Below are 25,883 nucleotides of genomic sequence, written 5' to 3'. Positions count from 1 at the left end.
CCTGCACGGATGCCCCCCCTCTCCCACCGGGAGAGGGTTGGGGTGAGGGCATCAGGCCGCACAACGCTACTGCCAGCTCACCTCACCTTTCGGCTCATACGCATTCACGTCAATCGGCGAATTCTGCTCGATGAACTGCTTCAGCACTTCCGCATCAATAAAGCCGGTATTCACGTAGCCCGGTTTATTATCAATATGCGGATAGCCGTCACCGCCGGTGGCGTTGAAACTTAAGGTCGCCAGACGGTAGGTTTTGACAGGGTCGACCGGTTCGCCTTTGATCTTAAGATCGTTAAGCTTGCCGTCTTTCGCCACAAAGCTGACGTTGGCAAACTGCGGGTAAGCCCCGGAATCCGGCTTCATCTGCGCCACGGCGGTCAGATAGTCAATGACCTCTTTCCCGCTCATGTCGGCATAGACCACCAGGTTACCGAACGGCTGCACCTTCAGGACATCTTTATAGGTAATGTTTCCGCCTTCGATAGAGTCACGAATGCCGCCGCCGCTCATCACGCCGAAGTCAGCGCCGGTACGCGCCATTTGTGCCGCCAGAACCAGGTGGCCCATGTTGGTCTGCACGAAGCGAACCTTACTGCGGTCCCCTTCCAGACGACCGTTCAGCGTGCCGATTTTCACGTCCAGCTGCGCCTTGCCTTTGTTCTGGAACGGCGTCAGCAGGGAGAGCATCTGCTGGTTTTCTGGAATCTCTGGTGTATAAAGTACGCGCTCACTTTTCCCGTCAGGGTACGTAACCTTTTTCTTCAGGTTAACCGGAATGAGCTGGTAATGGACCAGCTTCATCTCACCGTTACGGAACTCGAAGTCCGCGCGGCCCACGTATTTGCCCCACTCGTGCGCCTGGACAATCCAGATACCGTTCTGACGGTCTGGCGCGCACGGCGTGCCCGGCACGTAATCCACCTGCTTTTTGTTCTCCGAGGCCATACACACCGGATCTTGTGAGTGACCACCCACAATCATCGCCAGCGAGCCCGCAGGCAGGCTGCGCGCCATCTCCACGTCGCCGGGCGCGTTAGAGCCGTGCTCGCCGTTGTCGTAATGCCCCATGTGCGTGGCGGCAATGATCACGTCCGGCTTCTCGTTTTGCTGCAGCTCCTGAATCACCAGCTTCGCTTCGTCTGCCGGTTTGCGGAATTCGATATCGGTAAAGAACTCGGGGTTACCAATTTTCGCCGTATCGTCGGTGGTTAAGCCAATGACCGCGATTTTCAGATCCTGACGCTTAAACAGCGCCCACGGTTTAAACAGGCGCTCGCCGGTGCTTTTCTGGTAAATATTGGCAGAGAGGAGCGGGAATTTGGCCCATTTTTCCTGCTGACGCAGCACGCTCAGCGGGTTGTCAAACTCATGGTTACCGACGGCCATCGCGTCGTAGCCAATCAGGTTCATGCCGCGAAAATCGGGCTCGGCGTCCTGTAAGTCGGATTCCGGCACGCCGGTATTGATATCGCCGCCCGACAGCAACAGCACGCTGCCGCCCTGGGCTGCCACCTCTTTGCGAATGCTGTCCACCAGCGTTTTTTGTGCCGACAGGCCATATTCGCCGTATTCACTGCGCCAGAAGTGACCGTGGTGATCGTTAGTATGCAGAATGGTGATTTTATAGGTTTTGTCTTTTTCATACGCCTGCGCGGGCAGGCTTACCAGGCCCCATGCGGCGATGAGCGCCAGCGCGACGCCCCGCTTCATTAACTTCATCTTCTCTCTCCCTGACCAATAGACAAAGGCAAAAATTACAGTGACTAACAAGAATAGACAAATAAGTTTTCAGAATTGCGACTTTCTTCAAATGTCCCGGGCGGGTATGTTAGTCGGATAATAATTACACCCTGCATTTCTAATAACTAAAGACGTGGTAATTCTCTCTATGGCAATCAGTGAATCAACCCAGCCCGTTCCGGGCGCGCCGGCGTCGCCGCCAGCATCGCGCACCTCCTTTAAAGTATTAGGCGCAATCAGCCTCTCGCACCTGCTCAACGACATGATCCAGTCGTTGATTCTGGCCATTTATCCGCTGCTGCAGTCCGAGTTCTCCCTCACCTTCGTGCAGATCGGGATGATCACCCTGACCTTCCAGCTGGCCTCCTCGCTGCTGCAGCCGGTGGTGGGCTACTGGACGGACAAATACCCGATGCCGTGGTCGCTGCCGATAGGCATGTGCTTTACCTTAAGCGGGCTGGTGCTGCTGGCCATGGCGGGGAGCTTTGAGGCCGTGCTGGTTGCTGCCGCGCTGGTGGGCACCGGCTCGTCCGTTTTCCACCCTGAGTCTTCCCGCGTGGCGCGTATGGCCTCTGGCGGGCGTCACGGTCTGGCGCAGTCGCTCTTCCAGGTAGGCGGTAACTTTGGTAGCTCCCTGGGCCCGCTGCTGGCCGCGGTGATTATTGCCCCTTACGGCAAAGGCAACGTGGCATGGTTTGTCCTGGCCGCGCTGCTGGCCATTGTCGTGCTGGCGCAGATCAGCCGCTGGTATGCCGCTCAGCATCGGGTGAACAAAGGTAAACCTAAAGCGAAGGTTATCAATCCCCTTCCGCGCAATAAGGTTATCCTGGCGGTTTCCGTGCTGCTGGTGCTGATTTTCTCGAAATACTTCTATATGGCGAGCATCAGCAGCTATTACACCTTTTACCTGATGCAAAAATTCGGATTATCGGTACAGAATGCCCAGATTCACCTGTTTGCCTTCCTGTTCGCCGTCGCGGCCGGCACGGTCATTGGCGGGCCCGTGGGGGATAAGATTGGGCGTAAATACGTTATTTGGGGCTCTATCCTCGGCGTCGCGCCGTTTACCCTTATTTTGCCGTACGCCAGCCTTGAATGGACGGGAATTTTAACCGTCATCATTGGTTTTATCCTCGCATCCGCCTTTTCCGCCATTCTGGTCTATGCCCAGGAGCTGCTGCCAGGACGTATCGGTATGGTTTCCGGGCTCTTTTTCGGCTTCGCCTTCGGCATGGGTGGGCTTGGTGCCGCGGTGTTAGGGATGGTTGCGGATCACACCAGCATCTTCCTGGTTTATAAAATCTGCGCTTTCCTGCCACTTCTTGGGATGTTGACCATATTCTTGCCTGATAACCGCCACAAAGCGTAAATAACAGGTAGCCAAAGTTTAACTTTGGCTACCTGATACCCTGATGCCATAAGGGTTTCTTCTTCATCTCCTCTCTGAATTTATCAAAATGCGCTTTTTTGGGTGCATATTGCTGTTTTATTCAAAATTCAACAATTATTCATAAACACAAGAGTAAAAATTGTCATAAACTATTACTCGGTTTTTTGGTTTTCACCAAAAAGGAACACCCACAACGAAAGGAGACGGAATGCACCACGCCACACCGCTTATCACCACCATTGTTGGTGGACTTGTGCTCGCTTTTATCCTCGGCATGATTGCTAATAAACTGCGTATTTCTCCTCTTGTCGGCTATCTGTTAGCGGGCGTACTGGCGGGACCGTTTACGCCAGGCTTCGTTGCGGATACCAAACTGGCCCCTGAACTGGCGGAATTGGGCGTGATTCTGCTGATGTTTGGCGTCGGCCTGCATTTTTCTCTGAAGGATTTGATGGCGGTAAAGTCGATTGCCATACCCGGAGCTATCGCCCAGATAGGGGTGGCGACGCTGCTGGGGATGGCGCTTTCGGCCTTACTGGGCTGGTCGTTAATGACCGGCATCGTATTTGGGCTGTGTCTCTCAACCGCCAGTACCGTGGTGCTGCTGCGTGCGCTTGAAGAGAGACAGCTGATCGACAGCCAGCGCGGGCAGATCGCGATAGGCTGGCTGATCGTTGAAGACCTGGTTATGGTGCTGACGCTGGTGCTGCTGCCTGCCGTCGCCGGCATGATGGAAAAAGACAATGTCGGCTTCGCCTCGCTGGCGCTGGATATGAGCATCACCATCGGGAAAGTGGTGGCGTTTATCGCCATCATGATGCTGGTGGGCCGCCGTCTGGTACCGTGGATCATGTCACGCAGCGCGGCGACCGGCTCACGCGAGCTGTTTACCCTCTCCGTGCTGGCGCTGGCGCTCGGTATCGCGTTTGGTGCCGTTGAGCTGTTTGACGTCTCCTTTGCCCTGGGCGCGTTCTTCGCCGGAATGGTGCTGAACGAATCCGAGCTGAGCCACCGCGCGGCGCACGATACCCTGCCGCTGCGCGACGCCTTTGCCGTGCTGTTCTTCGTCTCCGTCGGGATGCTGTTTGATCCGATGGTATTGATTCACCAGCCGCTGGCCGTGCTGGGCACGCTGGCGATCATTATCTTTGGTAAGTCGCTCGCCGCCTTCTTCCTGGTGCGAATGTTCGGTCACTCCCCGCGTACGGCGTTGACCATCGCCGCCAGCCTGGCGCAGATTGGCGAGTTCGCCTTTATTCTGGCCGGTCTGGGCATGGCCCTGAACCTGCTGCCGCAGGCCGGGCAAAACCTGGTGCTGGCGGGCGCAATCCTGTCGATTATGCTGAACCCGGTGCTGTTTGCCCTGCTGGAAAAATACCTCGATAAAACCGAAACGCTGGAAGAGCAGACCCTGGAAGAGGCTATTGAAGAAGAGAAGCAGATCCCGGTGGATATTTGCAACCACGCCCTGCTGGTCGGCTTTGGCCGCGTGGGCAGCCTGCTCGGCGAGAAGCTGATGGCACAGGGCATTCCGCTGGTGGTGATTGAAACGTCGCGCTCCCGCGTCGACGAGCTGCGCGAGCGCGGCATTCGGGCGGTGCTGGGCAACGCGGCGAACGAAGAGATCATGAACCTTGCGCATCTGGACTGCGCGCGCTGGCTGCTGCTGACCATACCAAACGGCTATGAAGCGGGTGAGATTGTGGCCTCCGCGCGCGCGAAGTGCCCAAATATTGAGATTATTGCCCGGGCGCATTATGACGACGAGGTGGAATATATCACCGAGCGCGGCGCGAATAAGGTGGTGATGGGCGAGCGTGAGATTGCGAACACGATGCTGACGCTACTGGAGAATCCGCCGGTTGAAGAAGGGGTGACGGGCTAAGCGTTGTGCGGCCTGGTCCCCTCACCCCAGCCCTCTCCCCATAGGGGAGAGGGTGTTCAAGTTCCCTCTCCCCTATGGGGAGAGGGTTAGGGTGAGGGGTTTTCTTTTACCTGTCCCAGTAAGCCTCTTCGAGGCTGTCTTCCCGTTCCGGCAGGCCACGCGTTAAGCGCGGTGAGTGCTGGTTCAGCACCTGGTAGCTCACGCGGTTCGCGTATTTGCACACCTGCGCCAGCGACGAATAGGTGAGCCAGCTGAACTTGTGCTTGCTGGAGTTCGGTACGTTGGTTTTGTGGTAGGCATTGGCGGTAATGTCGTGCAGCAGCGCGGCCAGCGCGCCGTCGCCCGCGCCGTTGGTATTCATGATCTTCTCCGGTCCGCCCATGTATGGCGCGATGTGAGAGTAGATCCGCAGTGGGTTGATGCAGTCCTGATGGCGCATACCGCGGCTGAATTCGTACTGGTTGAACTCGGCAATCGCGCCAGGCAGCAGCGGGTGCTGGGTTTTGCGTTTGCTCTCTTCTTCCGTAAAGCCTGCCATGTACAGACCGACAGGGCCGGCGGTGCAGAGCACCAGGTCCACCCAGTCCAGCGCTTTGTCAGACGCCAGCAGCGGATCGCTTTCGCCGGTCAACGCTTCCGCCTCTTCTTCGTTCATCGCCAGAATGGAGACGTGCTCTTTCAGGAAAGCCTGCCACCACTCGGGGTTATCGGCAATCACGAATTTGGTGCCCAGCGTCAGAACGACGGGTACGTTGTATTTCTTCGCGTACTCAATCGCCTTCATGGTTGCGTCGGGCATCGGCTCGCCCGGCTTGCAGCGCACCAGGTAGGAGGTCAGCACCAGCGCCGAGGCGCCTGCGATCACCTCTTCCGGGATGCTCTCGGCGCGCAGCTTGTTCATATGCCCCGGGCTGATGGCAAAGGTGCGCTCGCCGGACTCTCCGATAAGCGTAAAGCAGCGGCCAATGGGCCCGTCGACGCCCTGAAGGTAGTTCAGATCGGTGCGGCTGGAGGTGTTGCACAAATAGCGGTAGGCGTAGCCGCCAATTTCAATATTGCTGCACATCACGCCGAGCAGGACCGAGCGGTCGTCGGCCAGCACGGAGTAGTTGTGCATGGTATTGCCGATGGTGCCACCGGCGAACTGATGGGTGATCAGATTTTCACGCACCAGCTCCTGATAGAGCGCTTCGGCAACGTCGTCTTCGATCACCAGCGAGTGTCCGGCGCTCAGACCGTAACGGGCGACAAACGCATCATCCACTTTCGCTTCAATGTCCACCAGCGTCTGGTCGATACCGACGACCCATGCCGCGCTGGTTTCATTTTCTGGCTGGATTTGCTGCAGGAGCGGATCGCGGGCATCAACGGGGAAGTAGTGTTTAGATTTACGTTTACCGGGAAATTTCATGGTCTGAACTGTGCAAAGAATAGAGGCCGGGAATGGTAGCACAAACCCGGCCCGCAGTGCGATCAGCGGCTGTTTGTCACCAGCGAGACCATCATGTCGATATGCTCGGGCGAGTCGTTAAGTGCCGGAATGTACTCGTACTTCTCACCGCCGGCCTCAAGGAAGAACTCCCGGTTTTGCACCGCGATCTCCTCCAGCGTTTCCAGACAGTCTGCCGAGAAGCCCGGTGACATCACCTGAATGTGCTTCACGCCCTTCTCGCCCAGCATTTTAAGGGTCTCATCGGTGTACGGCGTCAGCCACGGCTCGCGACCGAAGCGCGACTGGAAGGTCATCATCACCTTCTCCGGCGGCAGGCCGAGGGCGGAAACCAGCTCGCGGGTGGTATCGCGGCAGCGCTGCGGGTAATCATCCCCTTCGTTGGCGAAACGCTGCGGGATCCCGTGATAGGAGAGCAGCAGCAGATCCGGCTCGCCGTGTTTTTCAAACGACGCGCGCGCGCTGTTGGCAAGCGCCTTGATGTAGAGATCGTTATCCGCATAATCGCGAATAAAGGTCACGCCCGGTATACGGCGGCGGGTCGCCAGAATGCGCGCCAGTTCATCCCAGACGGCAGCCACCGTCGAGCAGGAGTATTGCGGGTAGAGCGCCAGCACGACGATGTGGTCCACGCCCTGCGCCAGCAGGGATTCCACCGCGCTTTTCAGGGACGGTTTCCCATAACTCATGCCGAGCGCGACGGGCATATCCGGCAGGCGGGCAGCCAGCGCTTTTTCCTGGCGACGGCTGTAGACCATCAGCGGAGAGCCCTCTTCCATCCAGACGGACTGATAGAGTTTGGCGACGCGCGGAGAGCGGATCGGCAGAATGACGCCACGCAGCAGCGGCCACCACAGCAGCCGCGGAAAATCCACGACGCGCGTGTCGCTTAAAAATTGTCGCAGGTAGCGTTTTACCGCGTCTGATGTAGGTGCTTCTGGAGTGCCCAGATTGGCAAGCAGGATGCCGGTTTTCGCCTGACTCATTCACGCCTCTTAACCATTTGAATGGTTGTCAATTGTAGCGGAAATGCGTTTAAACGGAACCCATTGCTGTAATAGGTAAGATGAGAATATTTCTCACCCGGAGAACCCGGGTGAGAGTGGTGCAATTAGCCGAGGATTTTTTCCAGCTCTGCACGCACGTCAGCCACGGCTTTGGTGCCGTCAACTTTGGCGTATTTCGTGTTGCCCGCCTGCGCTTCTTTGGTGTAGTAACCGATCAGCGGCGCGGTCATCTGATGGTATTCCACCAGGCGTTTACGCACGGTCTCTTCCTGGTCGTCTTTACGGGTGGTCAGCTCTTCGCCGGTCACGTCGTCTTTACCTTCAACCTTAGGTGGGTTGAATTTGATGTGGTAAACGCGGCCAGAGGCAGCGTGTACGCGACGGCCAACGATGCGGTCAACGATCAGTTCGTCCGGTACGTCGAACTCCAGAACGTAGTCCACGTTGATGCCCGCTTCTTTCATGGCATCAGCCTGAGGAATGGTGCGCGGGAAACCGTCCAGCAGGAAACCGTTACGGCAGTCTTCCTGAGCAATGCGCTCTTTGACCAGAGCAATAACCAGCTCGTCGGTCACCAGCTTGCCTGCGTCCATGATGTCTTTCGCTTGTTTGCCCAGCTCGGAGCCAGATTTAACAGCGGCGCGCAGCATGTCACCGGTGGAGATTTGCGGAATACCGTATTTCTCCATGATGAACTGAGCCTGAGTTCCTTTACCCGCGCCCGGAGCGCCAAGCAGAATAATACGCATTGCGAAAATCCCCTCAAATGTCGTTTCAATTTTTCAAAAGCGCTAAACAATACCACCAGAACGGGTGCGGCTCAAGGAAGGCGGGAAGGCTGAAACGGTTAACGGGGGGAGATTATTTGGGTTAGTGCGATTGATTCCCCCTCACCCTAACCCTCTCCCCTATGGGGAGAGGGCAGGGTGAGGGGTAGGTGTTTATTTACGCCAGCAGCAGCGCATTCACACGTTTAATGAAGAGGTTGGGATCTTCCAGCGTGCCGCGTTCGGCCAGCAGAGACTGGTCCAGCAGCAGCTCAACCCACTCGGCAAAGCGGGCTTCGTCCTGGGTATCTGCCGCGCGTTTCACCAGAGGATGATCCGGGTTCAGCTCAAAGATATATTTCACTTCCGGCACCGCCTGGCCCGCAGCAGCGAACAGCTTCGCCATCTGGGTGCTCATTTCGTCGGCATCGGTGGTGACAATAGCCGGAGTATCGGTCAGACGGTGGGTGAAACGCACTTCCTTCACGCGCTCGCCCAGCAGCGTTTTCACGCGCTCAACGAATGGCTCCAGCGCCTTCTCGGCTTCTTTCGCGCTTTCGTCCACTTCATCCGCCAGCTTGTCGATGGACTCGTCCGCCTTAGCGACAGACTGGAACGCCTTACCGTCGAACTCGGTCAGGTAGTTCATCATCCACTCGTCGATGCGGTCAGAAAGCAGCAGCACTTCGATGCCTTTCTTGCGCAACAGCTCGAGGTGCGGGCTGCTCTTCGCCGCCGCGTAGCTGTCGGCGGTGATGTAGTAGATCTTTTCCTGCCCTTCTTTCATGCGCGAGACGTACTCTTCCAGCGACACGGTCTGTGCGGAGGAGTCGGTATGCGTAGAGGCGAAGCGCAGCAGTCTGGCGATCGTTTCGACGTTCGCGGTGTCTTCCGCCGGGCCTTCTTTCAGCACCAGGCCGAACTGTTTCCAGAAGGTCTGATATTTTTCCGCATCGTCTTTCGCCAGTTTTTCCAGCATCTGCAGCGCACGTTTGGTCAGGGCGTTGCGCAAGTTACGGGTGACGGTGCTGTCCTGCAGAATTTCGCGGGAGACGTTCAGCGGCAGATCGTTGGAATCTATCAGGCCGCGCACAAAGCGCAGGTAGTTCGGCATGAACTGCTCGGCGTCGTCCATGATGAAGACGCGCTGGACGTACAGCTTCAGTCCGTGCTTGTGATCGCGGTTCCACATGTCCCACGGTGCCTGTGCCGGAATGTACAGCAGGCTGGTGTACTCCTGCTTACCTTCAACGCGGTTGTGGCTCCAGGTCAGCGGGTCGGTAAAGTCGTGGGCGATGTGCTTGTAGAATTCGTTGTACTCGTCGTCTTTGATCTCAGACTTGTTGCGCGTCCACAGCGCCTGCGCCTTGTTGATTTTCTCCCAGGAGACCACGGTTTCACCGTCTTTCTCTTCCTGTTTCTCAATCTCTACCGGCAGCGCGATATGGTCGGAATACTTGCTGATGATGGAGCGTACGCGCCAGTCGTTCAGGAAATCGTCTTCCCCTTCACGCAGGTGCAGGGTAATTTCGGTCCCGCGATCCGCTTTGGTAATATCATCAACGGTGTATTCGCCTTCCCCTTTGGATTCCCACAGCACGCCGTTTTCCGCGCTGTCGCCCGCGGCGCGGGTGCGCACGGTGACTTTATCCGCCACGATGAACGCCGAGTAGAAACCGACGCCGAACTGGCCGATCAGCTGGCTGTCTTTCGCCTGGTCAGAGCCCATGGACTCAAGGAACGCTTTGGTACCGGATTTCGCGATGGTTCCGAGGTGGTCGATCACCTCGTCGCGGTTCATCCCAATGCCGTTATCGGCGATGGTCAGGGTGCGGTTCTCTTTATTAAACGAGACGCGCACGCGCAGCTCGCCGTCGCCTTCGTACAGATCCGGGTTAGACAGCGCGCGGAAGCGCAGCTTGTCCGCCGCATCCGAGGCGTTGGAAATCAGCTCGCGCAGGAAAATTTCTTTGTTGGAATACAGGGAATGGATCATCAGGTGCAGAAGCTGTTTTACTTCTGACTGGAAACCACGGGTTTCTTGTCCTTTCATCTATGTCGACCTCAACAATGCCATTTAATGGGGTTTTAAAACGTTGAGTGAGAGATGGGGATAAGGGGAGAAATTTTCAAGCGGAGGCCGCACGTGCAGCCTCCGTTTGGTCAGAAAATAATCTTGTGACGTCCGGCCAGAGAGTGGGACAGCGTGGTGCCGTCCACCATTTCCAGCTCCCCGCCCACCGGCACGCCGTGGGCGATGCGGCTGGCGTCAACGCCATACTGCGAGCACAGCTCGGCGATGTAGTTGGCGGTGGCTTCCCCTTCCACCGTAGGGTTGGTGGCGAGGATCACCTCTTTGATCGTTTCGGACTCAAGACGCTGTTCAAGGCGGTCAAGACCGATATCGTCCGGGCCAATACCGTCCAGCGGGGAGAGATGCCCCATCAGCACGAAATAGCGGCCAGAAAACTGCCCGGTTTGTTCGATGGCGTAGATGTCCGCAGGACTCTCCACCACGCAAATCTGACCGTTTTCCTGGCGACGCGGGTTCGTACAGATGTTACAAACATCCTGCTCGGTGAAGGTACGGCAATCCGCACAGTGACCAATTTCTGACATGGCGCGGGTTAAAGCCTGCGCCAGGCGCATCCCGCCGCTGCGGTCGCGCTGCAATAGCGTAAACGCCATGCGCTGCGCCGACTTCGGGCCAACGCCCGGCAGGCAGCGCAGTGCTTCCATTAACTGCGTGAGCAGCGGACTGGTTTGCATCAGAATGGCATCTTGAAGCCAGGCGGCAGTTGCATACCGCTGGAAACAGAGGCCATTTTCTCTTTCTGAGTTTCGTCGATACGGCGCGCAGCATCGTTAAACGCGGCGGCAACCAGATCTTCCAGCATCTCTTTGTCGTCTTCGAGCAGGCTCGGGTCGATTTCAACGCGACGGCAGTTGTGCGCACCGTTGATGGTCACTTTGACCAGACCGGCACCGGACTCACCCGTGACTTCCAGCTGAGCGATCTCTTCCTGCATCTTCTGCATTTTTTCCTGCATCTGCTGAGCCTGCTTCATCAGGCCACCCAGACCGCCTTTTCCACCAAACATAGGCTTCTCTCTTCTTTCACGTTTAAGGATTACAACCGTAAGTCAGACTCACGATCAAATGGGGCGAATACTCTCTTCATCCAGATCGGCGTCGAAGAACCGGCGCAGGGTCTGAATGTTGTTATCCGCAATAATCGCCTCGCGCGCCTGCGCGAGCTTCTCTTCATAAATGGCCTGACGCCACTCCAGCGGCGTTTTCACTGCCGGATTATCATCTTCAATGATAGTCAATTCAACCGGTGAACCCTGTAAAGCGGCCAGCGCCTCGGCCAGCGCCTTTTGCGCACCGGGTGAATTCAGGTGGCGTTGACCCGGACGCAGGTGTAAACGCACCTGATTGCCGTCCTGCTCTTTCCAGGCATTCAGCGCGACCTGCTCCACCAGCTTCGGCAGCTGGAGTTTGCTGACCTCGGCGGCCCAGGCGTCGCGCGCAATAGACTCTTCGGCAAGCTTCGCGGAAAGCTCCGGCGTTTTCTCATGCTCCAGCGCCTTTTTCAGCGCCTTGGGCGTGGCGACCTCTTCCTTCACCGTTTCGATGATGGTGGTCGCCTTCCAGCGGTAAGCCTCTTCTTTCACCGGGGCTTTCTGCTCGAGCGCGGACGGCGCAGGGCGCGACTGTACGCGCTCCGTCACCGAGGCCAGTCGTTCAAGCGCGGCGTTGTTCACCGGCCGCGCTCTTCCTGGCGCTGCCGGTTCACTCTTTTTTGGTTTGGTTACTCCCTGCGCACGCTGCAGCTGGCTGCGTGCGGCAAGCACCGAACTGGTGGCATCCGACAGCGGCACGTTTTGCGGCGGCGGCGTCGGCTGCGAGGGTACCTGCTGCGGCGACATCACCGCCGTGGGTGCGACCGGCGCGAAAGACTGCCGCGGCACTTCAGGCTCCGGCAACGGCATACGCGGATGGAACGCCAGCGCGCGCAGCAGCGTCATTTCAACGCCCATCCGGGGATCCGGCGCGAACGGTAACTCTTTACGGCCAATCAGCAGCGTCTGGTAATAAAGCTGCACGTCGGCAGGCGGCACGGTGCGGGCAAGTTCACGCATCCGCTGTTCAATGGCGGCCATATCCGCGCCAATCGCCGACGGAGAAAGCTGCAGCATCGCCACGCGGTGCAGCAGGCTGAGCATCTCAACCAGCAGCCCTTCCCATTCAATACCCCGGGCCGCGGCCGCATTCACCTGCGACATCACGCGCTCCCCGTTGGCGGCAATCATCGCTTCGATAAGCGAAAGCGCCTGATCGTCATCCAGCGTACCGAGCATGGTGCTGACCGCTTCGGTGGAGAGTTTGCCGTCACCGCTGGCAATCGCCTGATCGGTTAGACTGAGCGCATCGCGCAGGCTACCGTCCGCCGCGCGGGCCAGCAGCTGCAGGGCGCGCGGTTCGTGGACAATTTTCTCTTCATCAAGAATATGCTCAAGCTGCGCGCGGATCTGCTCAACGTCCAGCGCCTTCAGGTGGAACTGCAGGCAGCGCGACAGGATCGTGACCGGCAGCTTTTGCGGATCGGTGGTCGCCAGCAGGAACTTCACGTGCGCGGGCGGCTCTTCCAGCGTTTTCAGCAGGGCGTTGAAGCTATGACGCGACAGCATGTGCACTTCATCGATCAGGTAGACCTTGAAGCGGCCGCGCGCCGGGGCGTACTGCACGTTATCGAGCAGATCGCGAGTGTCTTCCACTTTGGTGCGCGAGGCGGCATCGATTTCGATCAGATCGACAAAACGCCCCTGCTCGATCTCGCGGCAGTTATCGCACACGCCGCAGGGCGTAGCGGTGATCCCGGTTTCGCAGTTAAGACCTTTCGCCAGCAGACGGGCAATAGAGGTCTTACCGACGCCGCGGGTGCCGGAGAAAAGATAAGCGTGATGGATGCGACCTAGCGACAAGCCGTTCGCCAGGGCCGTCAGCACATGCTCCTGACCGACAACGTCAGCAAAGGTTTGTGGTCGCCATTTACGGGCTAACACCTGATAACTCATGGGCAGGCTCTGCAACGCTGGAAGGTGAATTTATGGAGGGGAATGCTATCACAACCTCACCCATTGAGCGAGGTTGTGAAAACCGGGATTAATGACCCGGGAAAGGCACCAGGCTGTAGCTGGTAATGCCCTGTTTTTCCAGGCGCTGTTCACCGCCGAGATCGAACAGGTTGATGATGAAGGCCGCGTCGCTCACTTCACCACCCAGACGACGGATCAGCTTCACGGTCGCTTCGATAGTCCCGCCGGTTGCCAGCAGATCGTCAACCACCAGCACTTTGTCGCCCGGCTTGATCGCATCAACGTGGATTTCCAGCTGATCGGTGCCGTACTCCAGCTCGTAGCTCTCCGCGATGGTTTCACGCGGCAGTTTGCGCGGTTTACGCACCGGCACAAAACCCACGCCCATTGCCAGCGCAACCGGTGCGCCAAACAGGAAGCCACGGGCTTCGGTACCTACTACTTTGGTGATCCCGGCGTTTTTATAACGCTCTACCAGCAGTTCAATGCTGAGCGCGTACGCTTTCGGGTCTTCCAGCAAGCTGGTGACATCACGGAAAAGAATGCCAGGCTTTGGATAGTCCTGGATGCTTTTGATGCTGTTTTTCAGATATTCAAGCTGCTGTGCAGTTGCGGTCATCGGTTTGTGCCTAAATGAAACAGTGTTACTCACGGCGCGCGACGAGTCGGTAAAGGTAACAATTGTTTAACCTTTAACCAGGCGCACCAGTGCTCGAAAACGGTCGAATTTACTGGCTGCGCGTGATAATTGCAACAGCCATGATGAGGCTTCAGTGCTTTTGTTGCTTTTCATCAACCACGGGGATCCGCCACATGAAGATAAGCAGACAGGTGAGAATGCCCAGCAGCAGGATCCGCACCCACATCATTTTCACCATCCATAATGAAATTGCGAAGGTGATGATGATTACCGCGATCGCGCGCGGCTTCGCGCCAGGCGGCATGGCCCGGTGTTTTTGCCAGTGACGCAGATAGCCGCCAAACCATGAGCGGTAGAGCAGCCAGTGGTGAAAACGCGGTGACGAACGGGCGAAGCACCAGGCCGCCAGGAGGATAAACGGCGTGGTCGGCAGCAAGGGCAAAACGACGCCCAGCGTGCCAAGCACTACCGCAAGCCAGCCAATGATGATTAAAATAGTACGCTGCATAATGCGAATCGTTATCAAACTGAACGGCTACTTTACCACTGGAGAGCGTCTTGAAAACAGACTTGCTTCTGGAGATGCTGCAAAAACAGCTGACCACCCTGCGAGCCGAGGCCACCCCTCTGCTGGGGCACGCCACGCTGAAGCCGCGCTTTGACCGGCAGCTTTTTCGCACCCGCAGCACGGTAATCGAGGATTATATCGCTGAAGCGCAGACCCATCTCGACGAGCTTCGCCATGCCGTTGAGCGTGAACAGCACGAACAGGTGACGTGGCTTGCGGAGCATCTCACTGAGCAGATCACCGCTCTGCACCGCGAAATTGCCGCCTGGCCGCTGCGCGCCTGGGACAGCGCCTCGCCGGGCCTTGCCAAATGGCAGCGCAAGCGGCTGGAGAACCAGGAGTTTGAACGCCGGCTGTTTGAGATGAAGCGCGAACGCGAAGTGCGGCTGAACAACAGCGAAACGCTGGAAGAGCAGCAGCTATTGATGCGCGAGATTAGCGCGCTCGAAGGACGCATCGTCCGCTGCCGTCAGGCGCTGGACGAGATTGAACGCGTCATTGAACGTTTGACCCGTTAACAGGAGCCCGACTCATGTCACTGGAAAATGCACCCGATGAGGTCAAACTGGCCGTCGATTTGATTATGCTGCTGGAGAATCATGAGATCCCCGCCGAGACGGTGCTTAAAGCGCTGGAGATTGTGCGGCGGGATTTTGAGGGGAAATTACCCTCACCCCAGCCCTCTCCCTGAGGGAGAGGGAGAAAATCGTTCCCTCGCCCCTGAGGGCTGAGGGAAATAGATTAGGCAGGAGTGGGATCGTCACCCTTAATCTCACGCTTCACTTCCGTATGCTCATCGCCTTTCTCGTTGCGCAGGTGAACCTCAAGCTGGTTAAAGGCGATATTAATATCGTTTTCACGACACAGGCGATCGATAGAACGGTTCAGTTCATCCACCGTGTAGCTACGATCGCGCAGCTCGCGCACGTATAAACGCAGCTCGTGATCCAGCGTGCTCGGCCCAAACGTGGTGAAGAAGACCGCCGGGGCAGGATCGTGCATCACTTTCGGATGTTCTGACGCCGCCTTCAGCAGCACCTCTTTCACCTTCTCCAGATCCGATCCATAGGCGACGCCCAGGCGGATCACCACGCGCGTTACCGTATCGGAGAGCGACCAGTTGATCAGACGCTCGGTCACAAACGCTTTGTTCGGGATGATCACCTCTTTGCGATCGAAGTCGGTGATGGTGGTGGCACGAATACGGATCTTGCTGACCGTACCGGAGAAGGTGCCGATGGTGACGGTATCGCCGATACGTACCGGACGTTCAAAGAGAATGATCAGGCCGGACACAAAGTTACCGAAGATCTCCTGCAGGCCAAAACCAAGACCGACCGAGAGGGCGGCCGCCAGCCACTGGAGTTTATCCCAGGAGACGCCAAGCGAGCCAAAGACCGTCATCGCACCGGCAATGATGATGACGTAGTTGAGGATCGTGGTAATAGCGTACGATGCCCCCTGACGCAGGTTCAGACGCGACAGGACCAGCACTTCCAGCAGGCCTGGCAGGTTGCGAATCAGCGCCCAGGCCACGACCGACGACACCAGTGCAAACAGCAGGCTACCCATGGTCACGCTTTTCATGACCGCCGCGCCGGCTTCAGTTCCGTTGTATTGCCAGAGGGTAATACTGTCGAGATAGGCGAAAACGGTAATAAGATCGGACCAGATAGCCCAGAACATCACGGCAAACAGGGCAATCATCACCAGCATGGTGATACGCAGCGTCTGCTGGTTAACCTGCTCCAGCGCGATGGTCGGCTCTTCCTGTGGCTCTGCCCCTTCGGCCCCCTCTTTCACCTGATGCTGACGACGCGCGATGGCGCGGCGATAGGCAATGCGGCGCGCTGCCACGCTCAGGCCGCGCAGCACGGTCTGATAGAGCAGGTTCCAGACGATCACCAGATAGACCGTTTCAATCCAGCGTCCGGACAGGCGCAGCGTGGTATAGAAGTAGCCCGTTGCCGTGAGCACCATCAGCGCCAGCGGAATGATCGCCAGTACCGTCACGGTGGCCAGACGAATATTGTGGGACTCTTTATCACGCCAGCTGTCGCGGCACATCGGCCACATCAGGATAGCAATCAGCAGCAGGTTCAGCAGAATGACCAGCTGGCCCAGCACGTCATCCATCAGATGCAGCGGGGAAAGTTCTGAGACAACCGACCAGAAGTGCAGCGGCAGGAGCGCCAGGCTGATGCGTACAATCTGACGACGCCAGTGGCTGGTCAGCTGTGCAGGCATGTTGAAATGGCGCACGGCCACGCCGTCTTTTTCCAGTACCTTCCAGCAGACGCCGAACACCAGCCAGAACAACGCCAGTTTTTTACTGAACGCCCACAGCAAATCGCTGACGTTGAGCTGCATCGTGAGCAGAATCAGGCCCACCGCCAGAATAATCAGGCACACCGGCAGGGCGCGAATGAGATCGATCAGAATCGCTTTTGGCGTATGGAGCTGGCTGTCGTTTCGCAACTGCCCCACTTCGGACGCCAGCTTCGCCTGGTATTTTTTAAGCCAGCCCAGACGCCAGCGGATCAGGCCCGCAATCAGCAGCAGCGGTAACCCCGCCAGCAGGGCAATCGTCACCGCGGGCCAGGCTTTCTCCCAGTTCACGGTAATTTTCATGCTCTTGATCTGCGTTTTCAGCGTTTCGGGGAAAGATTTAATCCAGTCCCAGTCCATCGGTTTATTGCTGTTTACCCAGAAGATCTGCTGGGTCAGGATCTCCTGCAGACTTTTCGAAACGCTCACCAGCTGCTGCTGGTTGATCTGCAGGTTAATGGCCATCATCAGCTGGTTGCCCAGCTGTTTGTTGAGCTGGTCCAGCAGCTCGCGACGCATGTCAACGACCTGGAGCAGCGCGTCGTGCACTTCCGGGTTCACGTCGCTGGAGTGCCCCTCTTCAATTTTGGCGACAAAGGCATCGCTCTGGAAAAGGGCGTCGCGCTGCTGGTTGACGTCAAATTGTTCAAGACGTAAATCCGCAATGCGGTTGGTCATGTCTTCCAGCTCATCGGCGGACGGTAGCGTCTGCTGCTGCTGGTAGAGTATACGCGACAGCAGAAGGCTGCCTTTCAGGACCGCTATCTGCTCTTTGATATTGCGTTCAGCCTGCAGCGCGCGGTCCAGCCAGTTTTTGACTTTGATATTTTGCTGAACCAGCGAGTTGCCGCTTTCCGTCGCCACGATCAGGCGCTGGCTAAGCTGATGGTTAGCCTCGAGCTCCTGCTTCACCAGCGGATTGGCCTGAATGCGGGCGGTTTCGTCAGGCGATACGGCCTCCTGAGCGGTTTTTTCCGTCAGCGTCAGGCGCTTGCTGTTAACCGCCTCCTGCAACAGCTGGAGCTGGTGTTCCAGGCGATTAATGTTCGCGTTGACGTAATCACGCTGTTTCTGCAGCGTATCCTGCAGCACCGTATTCCCTTCCAGGCTTTTACGCTGCTGTTCGATTTGCGCGTTGAGCAACGTCTGCTGAACCAGCAACAGCGTTTGCTGCGTTGGACGCAGCGTGCCTTCCCCCACCGTCGTGCCGTTCAGGCGGTTGCGGATTTGCTGCAGCTGCTGAGACGCGGCGTACATCAGGTTTTGCACGCGCTCGGGCTGGGTCTGCAGGGAGACAAGCTGGCTGTTATACGTTGCGAGGTCGGACTGGGCGGTTTGCAGGTCGTCGAGTAACTGCGCGACGCGCGACTCCAGCTGGCGAAGGGAGAGCGTCGAGAGCGTCTTGCGCGTTTCGTCGTCGTTATCCACGTCGCTCAGGGCATTCAGCGATTCCGTCGCTTTGCGCATGTTTTCTGGGGCCTGCGCCACCTTCTGGCGAAGCTGCGTGGTTTCTGCTTTAACGCGGTCAATTTTATCGAGCGTTTCCAGCGTTTCCGTCAAATCCTGCTGGATAAGCTTATCCTGCGCAGAGAGATCTTTTTGCTTGTTGAGCGTATCGAGCTGCGACTGAACATCGCTGCGCGAGGGAATGTCATTGCTGTTGTCGGCGCGGGCCCAGGTCAGCGGCGCCGTGGCGAAGAAAAACAGCATCGCAAAGAGCAATGCAAAAACAGGATGTTGCGAGCGATTGATGGGCAGCATAGTTGTGAGTGATGTCAGAAGACGACCGAAAATAGTCCGGCGTGAAGAATATCACGCTCGCCTGAAGCAGAATAGCGCGAACGTGAGCCTCTGAGATAAATCCTGGAACCGCTCAGGCAGTCAGCGAAGATGCGTCACCGCGCAGCGTCGGGCAGAGCTGTAGCATTTCCAGTAGAATCGCCACGTAGCTGCGGGCTTCCTCTTTCAGGTCAAAGGATTGGGGGGCAAACAGCCAGTTTTCCATCAGGCCAGAAATGTAGCTGCGCATCAGGATAGCCGCCCGGCGGGTCAAAAGATTAGCCGGTAACAGGTTTGCCTGCATGCACTGGTTGAGGTTCTGTTCAATGCGGTCATAGCTCTCCAGGCTAAGGCTACGTTGCGCCTGCTGCACCACCGCCATTTCGCCAACGAACTCGCATTTATGAAAGATAATTTCCATCATTAATCTGCGACGTTCTTCAACTACCGTCGCTTCAAGGATATATACTAATATTTCTCTCAATACTGAGAGTGGATCGTCGGGGAATTTTGCCCGATACTCACTCTCGAGATCGCTAATGCTGGACTCTGAAAGCTCCCAGATTTCACTGAACAGATCTGACTTGTCTTTAAAATGCCAGTAAATCGCACCCCGCGTTACACCGGCAGCCTGAGCAATCTGCGCCAGCGAGGTTGACGAAACACCTTGCTGAGAAAACAAACGTATTGCCACATCCAGAATGTGTTGTCGGGTTTCCAGCGCTTGTTGTTTGGTTTTTCGTGCCATAGGTGCGTGAATTTACAGGAGTCAGATTTACATACATTTGTGAATGTATGTACCATAGCATGACGATAATATAAACGCAGCAATGGGTTTTAGACTCAGGACCCTTGATCAATTTGAAATCGGACACTCGAGGTTTACATATGAACAAAAACAGAGGGTTAACGCCTCTGGCGGTCGTTCTGATGCTCTCAGGCAGCTTAGCGCTAACAGGATGTGACGACAAACCGGCTCAACAAGGAGCTCAGCAGGCGCCAGAAGTAGGCGTCGTGACGCTCAAATCTGAACCTCTACAAATCACCACCGAATTACCAGGCCGCACAAATGCGTACCGCATTGCGGAAGTTCGTCCTCAGGTTAGCGGCATTATCCTGAAACGTAACTTTACCGAAGGCGGTGATGTGAAGGCCGGTGAGTCTCTGTATCAGATTGATCCAGCAACCTATCAGGCATCATATGAAAGCGCCAAAGGTGACCTGGCAAAAGCACAGGCCGCGGCCAAAATTGCCCAGCTGACGCTGAACCGCTATCAAAAACTGCTTGGTACTAAATACATCAGCCAACAGGATTACGATACAGCCCTGGCGGATGCCCAGCAGGCTAACGCGGCCGTCGTGGCAGCCAAAGCGGCAGTCGAAACCGCCCGCATTAACCTGGCCTATACCAAAGTGACCTCCCCTATTAGCGGTCGTATTGGTAAGTCTTCCGTCACGGAAGGGGCACTGGTGCAGAACGGTCAGACCACTGCGCTGGCGACCGTACAGCAGCTTGATCCGATCTACGTCGACGTGACGCAGTCCAGCAATGATTTCCTGCGCCTGAAACAGGAGCTGGCTAACGGCACCCTGAAACAGGAAAACGGCAAAGCCAAAGTGGAGCTGATTACCAACGACGGTATCAAGTTCCCGCAGGAAGGTACGCTGGAATTCTCTGACGTGACGGTTGACCAGACCACCGGTTCCATCACCTTACGTGCGATTTTCCCGAACCCTGACAAAAATCTGCTGCCAGGTATGTTTGTTCGCGCGCGTCTGGAAGAAGGCACGAATCCAACCGCCCTTCTGGTTCCACAGCAGGGTGTGACCCGTACGCCACGCGGCGATGCGAGCGCACTGGTTGTTGGGGCAGATGACAAAGTCGAAACCCGCAATATCACCGCAACCCAGGCGATTGGCGATAAATGGCTGGTGACGGAAGGTCTGAAAGATGGCGATCGCGTGATTGTTACTGGTTTGCAAAAAGTTCGTCCTGGCGCGCAGGTTAAAGCACAGGAAGTGAAATCTGACGATAAACAACAAGCTTCGGCCGCTGGCCAGTCAGAACAAACCAAGTCTTAACTTAAACAGGAGCCGTTAAGACATGCCTAATTTCTTTATCGATCGCCCCATATTTGCATGGGTGATCGCCATTATCATCATGCTGGCCGGGGGACTTGCGATCCTGAAGCTGCCTGTAGCGCAATATCCAACGATTGCGCCACCGGCGGTGACAATTTCCGCAACCTACCCGGGGGCTGATGCGAAAACGGTGCAGGACACCGTCACTCAGGTTATCGAACAGAACATGAACGGTATCGATAACCTGATGTACATGTCCTCAAACAGTGACTCTACCGGTACAGTTCAGATCACCCTGACCTTCCAGTCAGGTACTGACGCTGACATTGCGCAGGTTCAGGTGCAGAACAAACTGCAGCTGGCGATGCCTTTGCTGCCGCAGGAAGTACAACAGCAGGGCGTGAGCGTCGAGAAATCGTCCAGTAGCTTCCTGATGGTTGTCGGCGTTATTAACACCAACGGCACCATGACGCAGGAGGATATTTCCGACTACGTGGGCGCCAATATGAAGGACGCTATCAGCCGTACTTCCGGTGTGGGTGACGTGCAGCTGTTCGGTTCCCAGTACGCGATGCGTATCTGGATGGACCCGAACAAACTGAACAACTTCCAGCTGACGCCGGTTGACGTGATCAGCGCGATTAAAGCGCAGAACGCCCAGGTGGCAGCCGGTCAGTTAGGCGGTACGCCGCCGGTGAAAGGCCAGCAGCTTAACGCCTCAATCATCGCGCAGACCCGTCTGACCTCGGCCGATGAGTTCAGCAAAATTCTGCTGAAGGTGAATCAGGACGGTTCGCAGGTTCGCCTGCGCGACGTGGCAAAAGTGGAACTGGGCGGTGAGAACTACGACATCATCGCGAAGTATAACGGCAAGCCGGCTTCCGGTCTGGGTATCAAACTGGCAACAGGCGCTAACGCCCTGGACACCGCCACGGCTATCCGTGCAGAACTGAAGAGAATGGAACCTTTCTTCCCGTCAGGTCTGAAAATCGTTTACCCGTATGACACCACGCCGTTCGTCAAAATCTCGATTCATGAAGTGGTTAAAACGCTGGTCGAGGCGATCATCCTGGTATTCCTGGTGATGTACCTGTTCCTGCAAAACTTCCGCGCAACGCTTATCCCAACGATTGCCGTGCCGGTGGTATTGCTCGGGACCTTCGCGATCCTGTCGATATTTGGCTACTCGATAAACACCCTGACGATGTTCGGGATGGTGCTCGCCATCGGCCTGCTGGTGGATGATGCCATCGTGGTGGTAGAGAACGTCGAGCGCGTCATGGCGGAGGAAGGTCTGCCGCCGAAGGAAGCGACTCGTAAATCAATGGGTCAGATTCAGGGCGCGCTGGTCGGTATCGCGATGGTACTGTCTGCGGTATTTATCCCGATGGCCTTCTTCGGTGGCTCCACCGGTGCGATTTACCGTCAGTTCTCCATCACCATCGTTTCTGCGATGGCGCTGTCGGTACTGGTGGCGTTGATCCTGACGCCAGCCCTGTGTGCCACCATGCTGAAGCCGATTCAGAAAGGCGGCCATGGCGAGCATAAAGGGTTCTTCGGCTGGTTTAACCGCATGTTTGATAAGAGCACGCACCACTACACCGACAGCGTAGGCAACATCCTGCGCAGCACCGGTCGTTATCTGCTGCTCTATATCATCATCGTAGTGGGCATGGCTTACCTGTTTGTTCGTCTGCCAAGCTCCTTCCTGCCAGACGAAGACCAGGGCGTGTTCCTGAGTATGGCCCAGCTTCCGGCGGGTGCGTCGCAAGAGCGTACCCAGAAAGTGCTGGATGAGATGACCGATTACTACCTCACCAAAGAGAAAGCCAACGTTGAGTCCGTGTTTGCGGTTAACGGCTTTGGCTTTGCGGGTCGCGGTCAGAACACCGGTATTGCCTTCGTCTCTCTGAAAGACTGGTCTGAACGTCCAGGCAAAGAGAACAAGGTCGAAGCCATCACCGGCCGTGCAATGGGCACCTTCTCGCAGATTAAAGATGCGATGGTCTTCGCCTTTAACCTGCCAGCGATTGTTGAACTGGGTACCGCGACCGGCTTCGACTTCCAGCTGATTGACCAGGGCGGTCTGGGTCACGAAAAACTGACGCAGGCGCGTAACCAGCTGTTTGGCGAAGTCGCTAAGCACCCTGACCTGCTGGTCGGCGTGCGTCCAAACGGCCTGGAAGATACGCCGCAGTACAAAATCGACATCGATCAGGAGAAAGCCCAGGCGTTGGGCGTGTCCATCAGTGACATCAATACCACGCTGGGCGCGGCCTGGGGCGGTAGCTACGTAAACGACTTCATCGACCGCGGTCGTGTGAAGAAAGTGTACGTGATGTCAGAGGCGCAGTACCGTATGTTGCCGAACGATATTAACAACTGGTTCGTGCGCGGCAGCAATGGTCAGATGGTTCCGTTCTCGGCGTTCTCAACGTCACGCTGGGAATACGGTTCACCGCGTCTGGAACGCTATAACGGTCTGCCGTCTATGGAGATCCTGGGTCAGGCAGCGCCGGGCCGAAGCACCGGTGAAGCCATGAACCTGATGGAAGAGCTGGCGAGCAAGCTGCCTTCGGGTATCGGCTATGACTGGACCGGTATGTCCTATCAGGAACGTCTGTCCGGTAACCAGGCCCCTGCCCTGTACGCCATTTCACTGATTGTGGTCTTCCTGTGTCTGGCGGCACTGTACGAGAGCTGGTCGATTCCGTTCTCCGTAATGCTGGTGGTTCCACTCGGGGTTATCGGTGCGCTGCTTGCGGCAACGTTCCGTGGACTGACCAACGACGTTTACTTCCAGGTAGGCCTGCTGACAACCATTGGCCTGTCGGCGAAGAACGCGATACTTATCGTTGAATTCGCCAAAGATCTGATGGAGAAAGAAGGCAAAGGCCTGATTGAGGCGACGCTTGAGGCGGTTCGTATGCGTCTGCGCCCAATCCTGATGACGTCACTGGCGTTTATCCTCGGCGTACTGCCGCTGGTTATCAGCTCTGGTGCGGGTTCCGGTGCGCAGAACGCGGTAGGTACAGGCGTTATGGGCGGTATGATCACCGCGACCGTACTGGCTATCTTCTTCGTACCGGTGTTCTTCGTGGTGGTTCGCCGCCGCTTTAGCCGTAAGAATGAAGATATTGAGCACAGTCATTCGGTAAAACCTCACTGATACCGGTTTCACATGATAAAAAGGCCGCATTAGCGGCCTTTTTCATTTTCAGAAAAAATCATAAATTACGCTTATTGTGGTTTTATTTATTTTCTGCCATCTTAATTAGACATATCATAATTAACTGATAACTTAATCGGTGAATTCAGGATTTTTTTAATTTCATTTCTCCGCTTAAGCTATTAGGAATATTCCTAATAAGAAGTTCAAACAAAGAAAAGTCCGAATCAGAACTTTTCTCATCGTTTAAGCTAAGCTAATGAAACGTAAGGAAGCGATAAAAATCCATTGTTAATTTGGATAAAAAGTTCAGTCCTGGACGAACAATTGCCTGTACGCTCGCAGTCTGCGGTTTTATTTGTAATTTTTCGTAATAGCGCGATGAAATCTTGAAGCGAGTGGCTTATAGTTAGAGTTATCAGGAACACAGCACCCGTGCGGCTAAGTATGTTGTATCCATCCCGACATTGATGTTCGGTGAGTAAGAAATCACTCAGAAGGGGATGCGCTATGGACGAGTACTCGCCAAAAAGGCATGATATCGCGCAGTTGAAATTTCTCTGCGAATCCTTGTACCATGACTGCCTTGCCAATCTTGATGAAAGTAACCATGGCTGGGTAAACGACCCAACGTCTGCCATCAATTTACAGTTGAATGAGCTGATAGAGCATATCGCAACCTTCGCACTTAATTATAAAATTAAGTACAATGAAGATAATAAGCTCATTGAGCAAATTGATGAATACCTGGACGACACCTTTATGTTGTTCAGCAGTTACGGCATTAACGCCCAGGATTTGCAAAAATGGCGTAAATCGGGAAACCGGCTATTCCGCTGTTTCGTCAACGTGAGCAGAGCTAACCCGGTTAGTCTTTCCTGTTAAAATTATTACAATTACTAAGGTGAATTTATGTCTGATAAACCACTCACAAAGATCGATTATTTGATGCGCTTGCGACGTTGTCAGTCAATTGACACGCTCGAGCGCGTCATTGAAAAGAATAAATACGAGCTTTCTGATAATGAACTGGCGGTATTTTATTCAGCCGCTGACCATCGTCTTGCTGAGCTGACAATGAATAAGCTGTACGACAAAATCCCTACTTCTGTGTGGAAATTTGTCCGTTAATGTTTGAAGGGTGTCTGTAGAGTTCTACGCCACGTTATAAGCTGTATATACCTATCCCGTTATGCTCCCTGTGCCCAGGCCAGGTTTCCGTGTAAAACGTGTTCTTCAGCAACAATGTTGTGACGCTAGTCACATCGGCTTTCCGGGAACGTTCCCCTTCTGGCCTGTTACGATTACCCTGCGGTTATGACATCCAGAGAGGTTTCTCATGAGCGTAGAAAAACAGAAGATGATTGCCGGTGAACATTACCGTCCCGGTGATGAAACATTACGGGCTGACCGACTTCGGGCCCGCCATCTGGTTTACCGCTATAACCACACCGCGCCTGATGAAAAAACAGAACGCCAGAACATTCTGGCGGAGCTTCTGGGGCAAAGCGAAGGGGCTTATATAGAACCGAGCTTCCGCTGCGACTATGGATATAACATTTATCTGGGTAAAAACTTTTACGCTAACTTCGATTGCGTGATGCTGGATGTCTGTCCTGTTCATATTGGCGACAACTGCATGCTCGCGCCAGGTGTGCATATTTATACGGCCACCCATCCGCTGGATGCGGAGGAACGTAATAGCGGCGTGGAGTTTGGAAAACCCGTCACCATTGGTAATAATGTGTGGATTGGTGGCCGGGCGGTCATTAACCCTGGCGTCACTATCGGTGATAACGTGGTGGTCGCCTCCGGTGCCGTCGTGACGAAAGACGTCCCGGCAAACGTCGTCGTTGGCGGCAATCCGGCAAAAATCATCAAAACGCTGTGAGGTTCCGGGGGAGTCAACTGTTATGGTCTTTTAGCGCCAGACTGTTACTTTTTTCAGCCTGATGGCTCCCCTAAAATTGGCAGAC

20 protein-coding genes, 1 pseudogene and 1 other annotated feature are annotated in these 25,883 nt (G+C 55.8%); of the genes and pseudogenes, 9 read left to right on the top strand and 12 right to left on the bottom strand.

From position 1 onward, the window contains the following. Positions 1–66: 66 nt before the first annotated feature. Positions 67–1,719, bottom strand: coding sequence for a bifunctional UDP-sugar hydrolase/5'-nucleotidase UshA (gene ushA / locus M2433_RS05710; protein WP_429053607.1), 1,653 nt, complete (start codon positions 1,717–1,719; stop codon positions 67–69). 169 nt (positions 1,720–1,888) lie between these two features. On the opposite strand from ushA, the gene M2433_RS05705 reads away from it, so the two are divergent. Together M2433_RS05705 and ybaL are read left to right on the top strand one after the other, a co-directional pair. Continuing rightward, positions 1,889–3,109: an MFS transporter gene (locus M2433_RS05705; RefSeq protein WP_429053610.1), complete on the top strand. Its 1,221-nt coding sequence runs from the start codon at positions 1,889–1,891 to the stop codon at positions 3,107–3,109. A 229-nt stretch (positions 3,110–3,338) separates the two neighbouring features. Further along, the gene (ybaL, locus tag M2433_RS05700; RefSeq protein WP_429053613.1) at positions 3,339–5,015 is read left to right on the top strand and encodes a YbaL family putative K(+) efflux transporter; all 1,677 of its coding nucleotides are present in this window, start codon (positions 3,339–3,341) and stop codon (positions 5,013–5,015) included. A 106-nt stretch (positions 5,016–5,121) separates the two neighbouring features. Here the strand turns inward: ybaL and M2433_RS05695 are convergent, their stop codons facing one another. The 9 genes from M2433_RS05695 to M2433_RS05655 all read right to left on the bottom strand — a co-directional run bounded on the left by M2433_RS05695 (position 5,122) and on the right by M2433_RS05655 (position 14,489). Beyond that, positions 5,122–6,426 (bottom strand): inosine/guanosine kinase, encoded by a 1,305-nt coding sequence (locus M2433_RS05695; protein WP_047347244.1) that lies wholly within the window; start codon positions 6,424–6,426, stop codon positions 5,122–5,124. A gap of 62 nt (positions 6,427–6,488) precedes the next feature. Beyond that, the gene (hemH, locus tag M2433_RS05690; RefSeq protein ID WP_063429283.1) at positions 6,489–7,451 is read right to left on the bottom strand and encodes a ferrochelatase; all 963 of its coding nucleotides are present in this window, start codon (positions 7,449–7,451) and stop codon (positions 6,489–6,491) included. Positions 7,452–7,576: 125 nt separating this feature from the next. After that, on the bottom strand, positions 7,577–8,221 hold the full coding sequence (gene adk / locus M2433_RS05685; protein ID WP_006809841.1) for an adenylate kinase: 645 nt from the start codon (positions 8,219–8,221) through the stop codon (positions 7,577–7,579). A gap of 196 nt (positions 8,222–8,417) precedes the next feature. Continuing rightward, the gene (gene htpG / locus M2433_RS05680) at positions 8,418–10,292 is read right to left on the bottom strand and encodes a molecular chaperone HtpG (RefSeq protein ID WP_429053617.1); all 1,875 of its coding nucleotides are present in this window, start codon (positions 10,290–10,292) and stop codon (positions 8,418–8,420) included. A gap of 110 nt (positions 10,293–10,402) precedes the next feature. Beyond that, positions 10,403–11,008 carry a recombination mediator RecR gene (recR, locus tag M2433_RS05675; protein WP_008499298.1) on the bottom strand — a complete coding sequence of 202 codons (606 nt, stop codon included), beginning with the start codon at positions 11,006–11,008 and terminating at the stop codon, positions 10,403–10,405. Further along, a complete protein-coding gene (locus M2433_RS05670; RefSeq protein ID WP_003858972.1) occupies positions 11,008–11,340 on the bottom strand; it encodes a YbaB/EbfC family nucleoid-associated protein in 333 nt (110 codons plus the stop codon). The genes recR and M2433_RS05670 overlap by 1 nt, the downstream gene beginning before the upstream one ends. A 54-nt stretch (positions 11,341–11,394) precedes the next feature. Further along, on the bottom strand, positions 11,395–13,320 hold the full coding sequence (gene dnaX / locus M2433_RS05665; RefSeq protein WP_429053621.1) for a DNA polymerase III subunit gamma/tau: 1,926 nt from the start codon (positions 13,318–13,320) through the stop codon (positions 11,395–11,397). Further along, positions 12,001–12,065, bottom strand: a sequence feature (DnaX frameshifting element). It overlaps the preceding gene by 65 nt. Positions 13,321–13,408: 88 nt before the next feature. Then, on the bottom strand, positions 13,409–13,960 hold the full coding sequence (apt, locus tag M2433_RS05660) for an adenine phosphoribosyltransferase (RefSeq protein WP_429053622.1): 552 nt from the start codon (positions 13,958–13,960) through the stop codon (positions 13,409–13,411). Positions 13,961–14,111: 151 nt separating this feature from the next. Continuing rightward, positions 14,112–14,489 carry a DUF454 family protein gene (locus tag M2433_RS05655; protein WP_429053624.1) on the bottom strand — a complete coding sequence of 126 codons (378 nt, stop codon included), beginning with the start codon at positions 14,487–14,489 and terminating at the stop codon, positions 14,112–14,114. A 50-nt stretch (positions 14,490–14,539) separates the two neighbouring features. On the opposite strand from M2433_RS05655, the gene priC reads away from it, so the two are divergent. Together priC and rsmS are read left to right on the top strand one after the other, a co-directional pair. Further along, the gene (gene priC / locus M2433_RS05650) at positions 14,540–15,067 is read left to right on the top strand and encodes a primosomal replication protein N'' (protein WP_047347248.1); all 528 of its coding nucleotides are present in this window, start codon (positions 14,540–14,542) and stop codon (positions 15,065–15,067) included. 14 nt (positions 15,068–15,081) lie between these two features. Next, positions 15,082–15,280, top strand: a pseudogene (gene rsmS / locus M2433_RS05645) (pleiotropic regulatory protein RsmS). A 10-nt stretch (positions 15,281–15,290) separates the two neighbouring features. Here rsmS and mscK read toward each other — a convergent pair. Both mscK and acrR read right to left on the bottom strand, forming a co-directional pair. After that, the gene (gene mscK, locus M2433_RS05640; protein ID WP_429053627.1) at positions 15,291–18,638 is read right to left on the bottom strand and encodes a mechanosensitive channel MscK; all 3,348 of its coding nucleotides are present in this window, start codon (positions 18,636–18,638) and stop codon (positions 15,291–15,293) included. Positions 18,639–18,750: 112 nt separating this feature from the next. Then, complete coding sequence (acrR, locus tag M2433_RS05635) at positions 18,751–19,404, bottom strand: multidrug efflux transporter transcriptional repressor AcrR (protein WP_429053630.1); 654 nt, start codon at positions 19,402–19,404, stop codon at positions 18,751–18,753. Between the two features lie 140 nt (positions 19,405–19,544). Here acrR and acrA point away from each other — a divergent pair, with 140 nt between their 5' ends. The 5 genes from acrA (at position 19,545) to maa (ending at position 25,798) form a co-directional block, all read left to right on the top strand. After that, the gene (gene acrA, locus M2433_RS05630) at positions 19,545–20,738 is read left to right on the top strand and encodes a multidrug efflux RND transporter periplasmic adaptor subunit AcrA (protein ID WP_023310601.1); all 1,194 of its coding nucleotides are present in this window, start codon (positions 19,545–19,547) and stop codon (positions 20,736–20,738) included. A 22-nt stretch (positions 20,739–20,760) separates the two neighbouring features. Continuing rightward, positions 20,761–23,907: a multidrug efflux RND transporter permease subunit AcrB gene (acrB, locus tag M2433_RS05625; RefSeq protein WP_429053632.1), complete on the top strand. Its 3,147-nt coding sequence runs from the start codon at positions 20,761–20,763 to the stop codon at positions 23,905–23,907. 510 nt (positions 23,908–24,417) lie between these two features. Beyond that, positions 24,418–24,792, top strand: a complete 375-nt coding sequence (tomB, locus tag M2433_RS05620) for an Hha toxicity modulator TomB (RefSeq protein ID WP_008499288.1) — start codon at positions 24,418–24,420, stop codon at positions 24,790–24,792. 27 nt (positions 24,793–24,819) lie between these two features. Continuing rightward, complete coding sequence (locus tag M2433_RS05615; protein WP_008499287.1) at positions 24,820–25,038, top strand: HHA domain-containing protein; 219 nt, start codon at positions 24,820–24,822, stop codon at positions 25,036–25,038. Positions 25,039–25,246: 208 nt separating this feature from the next. Further along, positions 25,247–25,798: a maltose O-acetyltransferase gene (gene maa, locus M2433_RS05610; RefSeq protein WP_429053635.1), complete on the top strand. Its 552-nt coding sequence runs from the start codon at positions 25,247–25,249 to the stop codon at positions 25,796–25,798. The last annotated feature ends 85 nt before the right edge of the window (positions 25,799–25,883 follow it).

The organism is Enterobacter sp. AC1 (genome assembly GCF_050434705.1).
GTDB classification, from domain to species: domain Bacteria; phylum Pseudomonadota; class Gammaproteobacteria; order Enterobacterales; family Enterobacteriaceae; genus Enterobacter; species Enterobacter cloacae_L.
This window is presented reverse-complemented; position numbering and strand designations above follow the sequence as displayed.